The organism is Saccharomonospora halophila 8 (genome assembly GCF_000383775.1).
Taxonomy (GTDB): Bacteria; Actinomycetota; Actinomycetes; order Mycobacteriales; family Pseudonocardiaceae; genus Saccharomonospora; species Saccharomonospora halophila.
In genome coordinates, this window is the sequence record NZ_KB912490.1 from 38,059 (window position 1) to 47,537 (window position 9,479).

The window sequence follows — 9,479 nt, forward strand, 5'->3', positions numbered from 1 at the left end:
CCGCAGCGACACCGCGGCCGCCTGCAGGTCGTTGCCGAGCAGCAGCGCCAGCTGCCGGGCCTCCCCCGCGGCCAGCGCCTCCATCAGCGGCTCGGGTCCCCCGACGCGCGGTGGGTCCCCCGCACTCCGGAGCCGGTCCAGCTCGCCGAACACCTTCGGCGTGGACAGCCCCCGCTGGTCGAACGCGAGCACCCAGTGGAAAGTGTGCCGCGCCAACACCGGCACGAGCCGCTCACCGCGCCCCGTGCCGAGCGCCGTGCCGCCCTGCAGGGCGAACGGGACGTCGCTGCCCAGTTCCGCGGCGACACCGGCGAGTTCGTCGCGGGACAGATCCAGATTCCACAGCGCGGACAGCCCGACCAGGGTCGCGGCCGCGTCCGCACTGCCCCCGGCCATCCCCCCGGCGACGGGGATGCCCTTGCGGATCGTCACCCGCACCCGGGCGGCATCCTTCGGCCTGCCGACGTGCTCGGCCAGTGCCCGCACCGCACGCCGGGCCAGATTGTCGTCCCCGGCGGGCACCGCCTTCGCGCCCTCACCCGACACCTCGACCCCGGGTTCGTCGGCGGCGACCACGGTCACCTCGTCGGTCAACGACAGGGCCTGGAACAGGGTCGTCAGGTCGTGGTAGCCGTCCGCACGGACGTCACCCACCGACAGGTGGAGGTTGATCTTCGACGGCACCCGCACGGTGACCGGCGGCTCAACGACGGCAAGCACGTCCACCAGCGTACTGGCCGACCCGGCCCCGCCGGTGCGACCCGACGCCGCGCGCGGGCCGTCCGGTCAGGCGGCGACGCTGTGCAGGCCGTAGAACGGCCGAGTGACGTGGGCACCGCGCTCGCGCAACCAGGCCAGCGCGGCATCGGCACGCCGCCCGGTGACACCGAGCCGGAACCGGGCGACCGGCGTGTCACCCACCCGCGTCATTCCACCCCCGAGGGTGGCGAGCTCCACGTCGAACCGGTCCGCGGCCTCCGGGAGCAACGCGCCGACCGCGGCGAAACCGACCAGCACCACGTCCGCGGCCCGGTCGTGGTCCGCGAGCCCACCACGCGGGGTGTCGACCGGCGGCAGGACTGCCTCGGCGATCCGGCTGTCCGGCCTGCCGAGCGCGCCGAGCACGGTCCCGCTGTCCACGAGTTCCCCCCGGTCCAGCAGCGCCAGCTCGTCGCAGACCCGGCGGGCGACGCCCACCTCCCGGGTGGTCAGCACCACCGTGGCACCCAGTTCGGCACGGGCACGGTCGAGCACCCCGAGCACCGCCCCGGTGTCCGCGCTGTCCACCCCGTCGGTGGGATCGTCGGCCACCAGCACCGCAGGCCGGGTGCCCAGGGCCCGCGCCACCGCGACCCGCCTGCGCTGCCCCTCGGTCAGCTCCCCGGGCGACTGCGCCCCGGCGCGGGACAACCCCACGAGATCGAGGAGTTCGGTCACCCGCCCGCGTCTCCGGGAGCCGTCCATCCCCATCCGTTCGAGGGGCTCGGCGACGTTGCCGGCGACGGTCCGTTCGGTGCGCAGCCGCGGATCCACGATCCCGACCTCGCGTTGGGTCGCCCAGAGCCGGCGCCCCTGAAGGCGCCCGGTGTCCACACCGTCGTACCGCACCGTTCCCCGGTCGGGGCGTTCGCGGAGGGCGAGGCACCGGGCGAGCGTGGTCTTGCCCGCCTCCCGCGGGCCGAGGATGCCGTAGAGGGCACCCGCGTCGACGGTGACACTGACCTCCCGCAACGCGGTGGACGGGAGTTGGCGGGGCGAGGTGGCGAAGGATTTGCTGACATTCTCGACAGTGATCACGAAGAGCTCCGGAGGACAGCGCGACGCGACGTCCGGTACGGACGCTGCGTCAGTGAGCGGATCGGGCAGGATCAGGCGCGCACGGTGGTGTGGCGACGACACGCACTCACCGTGCGGCGGCCCTGATCGACGACCCGGCGCCGGGTCAGCAGCGTGGGACGCCACTGCGTGCGCGGTGCCCGACGCTGTCGCGTCAGCGGAGTGGAGACAGACACGTTTCCTCCATCGCCCCTGGCGTTAGCACCTGCCCACTCGGGGGTGGTTGCTGCGACGTCCGCGAGCCAGGTCTCTCGGTCGCTCGGGATGGATACCTGCAAAGTACACCGGAGAGACCACCGCGGGAGCAAGTCCGCAGCCGAACATCACACTTTCGCCGCAGTTACGGACGTCACTGTCGCTCCGCTGCCGCGGCGGTCACCTTCATGCCGCTACCGCGCGGTCACCTTCATGCCGCTACCGCGGCGGTGACATCATGCCGCTGCCGCGGCGATCACTTTCCTGCCGCTGCCGCGGCGGTGACATCATGCCGCTGCCGCGGCGATGGCGGCGAAGTCCTCCACCGTGAGTCGTTCCCCCCGCGCGGAGGGGTCCAGCCCCGCCGCCGACACCAGATCCGCCGCGCGGGTGGCGGATCCGGCCCATCCCGCGAGCGCCGCGCGCAACGTCTTCCTGCGCTGCGCGAACGCGGCATCGACGAGTGCGAACACGGAGTCCCGGTCCGCGCCCCGGAGCGCGTCCGGTGCGGTGTCGTACCGCTCGAACGCGACCAGTGCGGAGTCGACGTTGGGCACGGGCCAGAATACCGACCTCGGTACCGTCCCGGCGGTGCGGGCCCGGCCGTACCAGGCCAGCTTCACGCTGGGCACGCCGTAGACCCGGCTGCCGGGCCCGGCCGCCATGCGCTCGGCCACCTCGGTCTGGACCATCACCAGCGCGCGGTCCATCCCGGGGAACTCGGCGAGCAGGTGCAACACCACCGGCACCGCCACGTTGTACGGGAGGTTGGCCACCAGCGTGGTGGGGGTGCCGGCTCCGGCCTCCCGGATCTCGCCGGACCGCAACCGCAGCGCGTCCCGTTCGAGCACGGTGAGCCGGTCGGTGGCGTCCGGGGCGTGGGCGGCGACCGTGTCGCACAGCCTGCCGGCGAGTACCGGGTCGACCTCGACGGCCACCACCCGGGCGCCCGGGGCGAGCAGGCCGAGGGTCAGCGAGCCCAGCCCCGGTCCGACCTCCAGGACGGTGTCCCGCTCGTCGACACGTGCCCGCTCGACGATGCGCCGCACGGTGTTGGCGTCGTGCACGAAGTTCTGGCCGAGCTTCTTCGTCGGCCGGAGGTCCAGCGCGGCAGCCGCCGCGCGGATCTCGGCGGGGTTCAGCAGACCGGGTGTCTCGCTCACCCGGCCAGCTTAGAGGTCAACCATGCCGGGGCTCCCGTGGCGCGAGCCCCGGCACCGAGGGATCACCGCGGCAGGCCCAGTTCCGCGGAGCACGCGGGCCAGGCGCTGTACCCGCCCCGGTCGTCGCGGAGCTTGGTGGCGATCGCGATCTGCTGTTCCCGGCTCGCCTGGTGCGGCAGATTGGCGTACTGGTCGCCGCCGTAGGCGTCCCAGGTCTGCTTGTTGAACTGGAGGCCGCCGTAGTAGCCGTTGCCGGTGTTGATCGACCAGTCGCCACCGGACTCACACCCGGCCAGACGGTCCCACACCGCGCCGCCGGAGATCTCGGGTTGTTTGGTGCCGACCCGCACCACCCGTTCCTCGGCCTCGGTGACGACCTCGGAGGAGATCTCCTCCCGGTCGACGACCTGGCCGTTCTCCCGGGTGACCCGGTAGGTCACCAGCTCCTCGCCGGGGGTGCCCTCCTCCTCGACGATCTCCGTGCCCGCCTCGAGCTCGGGATCCTCGATCTCGCGGACCTCGGGGTCGATCCGCTCGGTCTGCTCCACCACGGAGACGCCGGTGCGGCTGATGTGCACCTCGGCGCCGTCGGTGAGGGAGAAGTCGCGGCCTTCTTCGAGACGGTCCTCCTGACCGAGCTCGATACTCAGCTCGCCGAGCAGTTCCCCGGCGGTGACGGCCGTGGTGACCAGCTCCCGCGGCTGCTCGCCGCCGTCGAAGAGAGTGATCGTCTTCTGGGTCTTGACCTCCAGCCGCAGCCCCTGGAGGGGGACCTCGGCCCCCGGCGGGGTGGAGAACCACGCGTCGTCCCGGCCGAGATGGTCGAGACCGAGCTGGTTCAGCGCCTCGCCGACCGTGGCGGCACGGACCCAGGACTCCCGCTGCTGCCCGTCCACGACCACGGTGAGGTGCCTGCCGCGCTCCAGCTTGATGACCCCGCCGTCGCCGACGGGAGCCTGCGGGGAGGGCGACAGGGCGTCGTGCTTGCCGACGGTGATCCCCGCGTCGGACAGCACCTCCCCGACGGTGTCCCCGTAGCTGCGGACGGTCTCCCGCTCGCCGTCCACGTTCACGGTGACGCTCTTGTTCATCGCGAGCGCCGCCGCACCGCCACCGGTCAGCGAGATCATCAGGGCGAGCACGGTGCCCCGGAGGAACCGCTTCTTCCAGGTCCTGACCGCGCTGACGAGACCCTCCTCCCTGCCGCCGTCCGCGGCCGGGGAGGTGCCGGTGTCATCGCCGTCGGCGACCACGATCGGGGGGAGCATCGTGGTCTCGGCGTTGACGAGCCGGATCAGTTCGTCGACATCGACGTCGGCCTCGGCCATGAGGCTGTGCGCGTCCGGGCCGAGCGCCGTGAGCACGTCCTGGGCGGTGACTTCCGGGTCGGGCGAGAAATCGAGGTCGTCGGACTCGCTCGGCCATTCGAGCATGGCGGTCGACGCGCTCGCGTGCCCGTCTCTACCAGTCACAGGGTCGATCCCTTCACGTAAGTCCACCGACTCCCGCAGTCAGCGCCGCCCTCACACGTCCCGCAGGACGCTCTCCCCGACGTACACCGACGTGACTGTGGGCCGACCGGGTGATGGCCAGTCTCAGACCAATACCCGACACGGTCACGGGACCGTAACGAGAATCCGGGGGTTGCGCAAACACCTCCCCCGGACTCGTGAACTTCATCACGACCCCGTCCCGGGTTCGCCCGCGCTCCGTCCCGCGACCGCGCCCGCGATCGTGTCCAGGCGAAACACCTGTTCCGCGGTGCGCGCGGTCGCCTCGGCGACCTCCTGTTCGGACTGCTGACGCAACTCGGCGAGATTACGGACCGTGTACGCCGCACAGTACGGCTCATTCGGCCGCCCCCGGAACGGGTGAGGCGTCAGGAACGGAGCGTCGGTCTCCACCAGCAGCTGATCGTCCGGCACCAGACGGGCGGCCTCGTGCAGCGCCCGCGCGTTGCGGAAGGTGACCGTCCCGGCGAAGGAGAGCACGTACCCGGCGTCGACGCACCGGCGGGCGATGTCGGCGTCGCCGGAGAAGCAGTGGAACACCACCCTCTCCGGGGCACCCTCGGCCGCCAGGATCGCGAGGATGTCCTCGTGGGCGTCCCGGTCGTGGATCATCAGCGTCTTCCCGAGCCGCTTGGCGAGGTCGATGTGCCGGCGGAACGCCTCCCGCTGGTCCCCGGGCGGCGCGTAGTCCCAGTAGTAGTCCAGGCCGGTCTCGCCGACGGCCACCACCCGGTCGTGTGCCGCGAGGTGCTCGATCACCTCCAGCTCGGCGGGGCCGAAACCGGTCGTGCGGGTCGGATGCAGCGCCACCGCCCCGTACAGACGGTCGTCCCAGGTGACCGCCCGGGTGACCCAGCGTGCGGAGTCGAGGTCGTCGGCCACGGTGACGACCCGGGTGATCCCGGCGGCCTCCGCGCGGTCCAGCGCCGCCCGCACCTGCGCGGGATCCTCCGCACCGCAGGCGTCGAGATGGGTGTGCGCGTCGACCGTCGGCCGGACGAGCGGTTCGGGGACGGGCGGGTGTTCGCGGCGGCTCATGCGGCCCCGTCCCCGCTTCCGGAGCCGGTGATCGGGGCCCATTCCGGACCGGTCTCGGCGAGCTTCGGGTCGAGCTTGGCGAACAGCGGCCTGGGCTTCGCCAGCGGCCTGCCCACCTCGACCGGCACCGACGCCCACCGGGCCTGCTCGGAGGAGTAGTCGCCGGACAGGATCGGGTTCGTGCGGTCGGGCAGGTCGAGGTCGGCGACCTCGGACAGCTCCGGCTGGGCCGCCCACACCCCGGTGCCACCGAGCGCCTCGTGCACCTTCTGGGCCGAGTGCGGCAGGAACGGCGTGAGCAGCGTGTTCGCGTCGGAGACCACCTGCAGCGCGGTGTGCAGCACGCTGTCCCGACGCTCCGGGTCGTCGCCGAGCTTCCACGGCTGCTGGTCGGACAGGTACTTGTTCGCGGCCGAGACCACCCGCATCGCCTCGGACGCCGCGGCCTTGAACCGCGAGCGCTCCAGGTGGGCGCCGACGGTGTCGAACGCGGCACGGGCCTGGGCCTTGAGGTCCTCGTCCGCCTGCGTCGGTGCCTGCGGCCGGGGCACCCCGCCGTTGTTCTTGTGCGCCATCGTGACCGCGCGGTTGACCAGGTTGCCCCACTCGTTGGCCAGTTCGTAGTTGACCCGGCGGACGAACTCGTCCCAGGTGAAGTCGGTGTCCTGGGTCTCCGGCCCGGCGACGCCGATGAAGTAGCGCAGCGTGTCCGCGCCGAACTCGCGCAGGAAGTCGTTCACGTAGATGACCGTTCCGCGCGAGGTGGAGAACTTGGAGCCGCTCATCGTGAGGAACTCGCTGGAGACGATCTCGTCGGGCAGGTGCAGCCTGCCGTAGGGGCCCGCCTGTCCGCCGTGGTCGCCCTCGCCGTTGTGCCCGAGCAGCAGCGCGGGCCAGATCTGGGCATGGAAGGTGATGTTGTCCTTGCCCATGAAGTAGTACGAGCGGGCGTCCGGGTCGGTCCACCACTTCCGCCAGGCGTCCGGATCGCCGGAGCGGCGGGCCCACTCGACGCTGGCGGAGAAGTACCCGATCACGGCGTCGAACCAGACGTAGAAGCGCTTCATCGGTTCGTTGCGCCACCCGTCGAGCGGGATCTTCACGCCCCAGTCCAGGTCCCGGGTGATCGGCCGGGGGCGCATGTCCTCGACCAGGTTGCGAGTGAAGTTGAGCACGTTGGGCCGCCAGTCCGTCCTGGTGGACAGCCACTCGCCGAGTGTCTCGGTGAAGGCGGGCAGGTCGAGGAACAGGTGCTCGGTCTCCACGAAGTCCGGCTTCTCCCCGTTGATCCGGGAGACCGGGTTGCGCAGATCTGCGGCGTCGAGCTGGTTGCCGCAGTTGTCGCACTGGTCGCCGCGGGCGCCGTCGTAGCCGCAGATCGGGCAGGTGCCCTCGATGTAGCGGTCGGGCAGGGTGCGGCCGGTCGAGGGGCTGACGGCCCCGGTGGTGGTCCGCGGCACCACGTACCCGTTGCGGTGCAGCGCGAGGAAGATCTGCTGGGTGACCTCGGCGTGGTTGCCGGTGCTGGTGCGGGTGAACAGGTCGTAGGACAGCCCCAGCCCGCGCAGGTCCTCGGCGATCTGCCGGGTGTAGGTGTCCGCGGCCTGCTGGGGGCTCATCCCCTCCTTCTCCGCCTGCACCTGGATGGGGGTGCCGTGCTCGTCCGTGCCGGACACCATGAGCACCTGGTTACCGGCCATCCGCTGATAGCGGGAGAACACGTCGGACGGGACGCCGAAACCGGACACGTGGCCGATGTGGCGGGGGCCGTTGGCGTAGGGCCAGGCCACCGCGGTCAACACAGGGGTGCTCATACCCGTTTAGCCTACGGACGACGCCGCGCCGTACGCGCGTGAGGGAGCGACGGCGCGCTCCGACGAAGGGGGACCATGTTGATCAGGGCACGCGGCCTCGCGCGGCGGTTCACCGCCCGGGGCCACACCGTCGACGCCGTGCGGGGCGTCGACCTCGACGTGACCGGAGGTGAACTCGTCGGCTTCCTCGGCCCGAACGGGGCGGGCAAGACGACCACGCTGCGCATGCTCACCACACTGTTGCGCCCGACCGCGGGCGAGGCCGAGGTGGCGGGCCGGGACCTGCTGGCCGACCCGGTGGGCGTGCGCAGGCGCATCGGCTACGTCGCCCAGGGCGGCGGCACCCACCCGGAGAGCAGGGTGGGCGAGGAGATCGAGCAGCAGGGCCGGTTCTACGGCCTGTCGAAGGCCGGGGCCCGGCGGCGCGGCGCCGACCTCGCCGCGGAACTCGACCTCGCCGGGCTCGACCAGCGGCTGACCAAGACACTCTCCGGCGGCCAGCGCCGCAGGCTGGACATCGCACTCGGCCTCGTGCACAGCCCCCGGCTGGTGTTCTTCGACGAGCCCACCACCGGCCTCGACCCGCAGAGCCGGGCGTACCTGTGGGACCACATCCGCACGCTGCGCTCCGAGCACGGGGTCACGCTGTTCCTCACCACGCACTACCTGGAGGAGGCCGACTCGCTCTGCGACCGGATCCTGGTGATCGACGGCGGGACGATCGTCGCCGAGGGCACCCCGGACGAGCTCAAGGCGCGGGTGTCCGGGGACCGGGTCGAGCTCGGGGTCGCTCCGGACGCCGCCGCGACGACCGCCGAGCTGGTGGACAGGCTGGACGGCGCGCGGGAGGTCACCGTCGCCGACGACGTCGTCCGGTTCCGGGTGCCGCGCGGGGACACGGCGATGCCCGAGGTGCTGCGGGCACTGGACACCGCGCACATCGCGATGCGCTCGATCGAGGTGCACCGGCCCTCGCTCGACGACGTGTTCCTGACGATGACGGGCCGCAGCCTGCGCGAGGCGGAGACGTCCACCCCGCCCACAGACGGGCGGGGACCGGGCTCCGCGGACGAGATCGAGGAGGTCACCGATGGGGCATGACCTGTGGTTGGTGTTCCGGCGCGAGTTCGGCCTGTCGGTGCGCAATCCGACGTGGCTCGGCATCCAGCTGATGCAGCCGGTGTTGTACCTGACGCTGTTCGGCCCGCTGATGGAGAGGATGGTCGCCAACACCCCCGGGTTCCCACCCGGCGACGTCTGGACCATCTTCACGCCCGCGTTGATCGTGATGGTGGCGCTGTTCGGCACGTCGTTCGTCGGGTTCGGACTGCTGGCGGAGTACCGCAACGGGGTGATCGAGCGGCTGCGGGTGACCCCGGTGAGCCGGGTGGCGCTGCTGCTGGGCAAGGTGTTCAACAACGCGCTGCAGACGCTGGTGCAGGCGTGCGTGCTCATCCTGCTGGCCATGCTGGTGTTCGGGCTCCGGGCGCCGGTCGGGGGCGTCCTGCTCAGTCTGGTGATCGCGGCGCTGCTCGCGGTGACCATGGCGTCGTCGTCCTACGCGGTGGCGCTGACGCTGAAGGACGAGCAGGCGTTCCCGGCGCTGCTGAACTCCGTGATGCTGCCGGTGCTGCTGCTGTCCGGCATCCTCATCCCGATCACCAGCGGGCTCGCCCCGGACTGGCTGTACACGCTGTCCCGGATCAACCCGTTCAGCCACGTCGTCGAGGCCGAGCGGGCGAGCTTCCGCGGCGAGATCACGATCGACGCGCTGCTGACCGGCAGCATCGTGCTCGTGGTGCTCACCGGGCTCGCCGTCTGGTGGGGCACCCGCACGTTCCGCCGGGAGAGCGCCTGAGCCGGGCGGCGGCCGCGTGTCCCGGTGCCGCGCCGTGGGTGATTCCGCGGGCGCGGCACCGGCC

Annotated in this window: 8 protein-coding genes and 1 riboswitch; of the genes, 2 read left to right on the forward strand and 6 right to left on the reverse strand. The window is 71.9% G+C overall.

What is annotated here, in order from left to right; genetic code table 11:
* The 6 genes from SACHA_RS20105 to metG form a co-directional block, all read right to left on the reverse strand.
* Window positions 1-720, reverse strand: a 720-nt coding sequence (locus SACHA_RS20105; protein ID WP_039737865.1) for a 4-(cytidine 5'-diphospho)-2-C-methyl-D-erythritol kinase, incomplete at its 3' end; no start/stop codon positions are given.
* A 66-nt stretch (window positions 721-786) separates the two neighbouring features.
* Entirely contained in the window at window positions 787-1,797 is a 1,011-nt protein-coding gene (locus SACHA_RS0103680) for a methionine ABC transporter ATP-binding protein (protein WP_028662855.1), read from the reverse strand.
* A 219-nt stretch (window positions 1,798-2,016) separates the two neighbouring features.
* Window positions 2,017-2,107, reverse strand: a riboswitch (SAM riboswitch).
* A 211-nt stretch (window positions 2,108-2,318) separates the two neighbouring features.
* Window positions 2,319-3,194 carry a 16S rRNA (adenine(1518)-N(6)/adenine(1519)-N(6))-dimethyltransferase RsmA gene (gene rsmA, locus SACHA_RS0103685; protein ID WP_019807298.1) on the reverse strand — a complete coding sequence of 292 codons (876 nt, stop codon included), beginning with the start codon at window positions 3,192-3,194 and terminating at the stop codon, window positions 2,319-2,321.
* Window positions 3,195-3,256: 62 nt separating this feature from the next.
* The gene (locus SACHA_RS0103690; protein WP_019807301.1) at window positions 3,257-4,627 is read right to left on the reverse strand and encodes a resuscitation-promoting factor; all 1,371 of its coding nucleotides are present in this window, start codon (window positions 4,625-4,627) and stop codon (window positions 3,257-3,259) included.
* Window positions 4,628-4,873: 246 nt separating this feature from the next.
* On the reverse strand, window positions 4,874-5,743 hold the full coding sequence (locus SACHA_RS0103695; protein WP_039737867.1) for a TatD family hydrolase: 870 nt from the start codon (window positions 5,741-5,743) through the stop codon (window positions 4,874-4,876).
* Window positions 5,740-7,557: a methionine--tRNA ligase gene (gene metG / locus SACHA_RS0103700; RefSeq protein WP_028662856.1), complete on the reverse strand. Its 1,818-nt coding sequence runs from the start codon at window positions 7,555-7,557 to the stop codon at window positions 5,740-5,742. The genes SACHA_RS0103695 and metG overlap by 4 nt, the downstream gene beginning before the upstream one ends.
* Before the next feature lie 78 nt (window positions 7,558-7,635).
* Between metG and SACHA_RS20110 the strand changes: the two genes are divergently transcribed.
* On the forward strand, window positions 7,636-8,658 hold the full coding sequence (locus SACHA_RS20110) for a daunorubicin resistance protein DrrA family ABC transporter ATP-binding protein (RefSeq protein WP_039737868.1): 1,023 nt from the start codon (window positions 7,636-7,638) through the stop codon (window positions 8,656-8,658).
* Window positions 8,648-9,415 (forward strand): ABC transporter permease, encoded by a 768-nt coding sequence (locus tag SACHA_RS0103710; protein WP_019807309.1) that lies wholly within the window; start codon window positions 8,648-8,650, stop codon window positions 9,413-9,415. The genes SACHA_RS20110 and SACHA_RS0103710 overlap by 11 nt, the downstream gene beginning before the upstream one ends.
* Window positions 9,416-9,479 lie beyond the last annotated feature (64 nt).

Bases quoted from the DNA above. Each gene is read 5' to 3' on its own strand.
- SACHA_RS0103690 (WP_019807301.1), bottom strand. From the start codon at position 4,627: ATGCTCGAATGGCCGAGCGAGTCCGACGACCTCGATTTCTCGCCCGAC.
- SACHA_RS0103695 (WP_039737867.1), bottom strand. From the start codon at position 5,743: ATGAGCCGCCGCGAACACCCGCCCGTCCCCGAACCGCTCGTCCGGCCG.
- metG (WP_028662856.1), bottom strand. From the start codon at position 7,557: ATGAGCACCCCTGTGTTGACCGCGGTGGCCTGGCCCTACGCCAACGGC.
- SACHA_RS0103710 (WP_019807309.1), top strand. From the start codon at position 8,648: ATGGGGCATGACCTGTGGTTGGTGTTCCGGCGCGAGTTCGGCCTGTCG.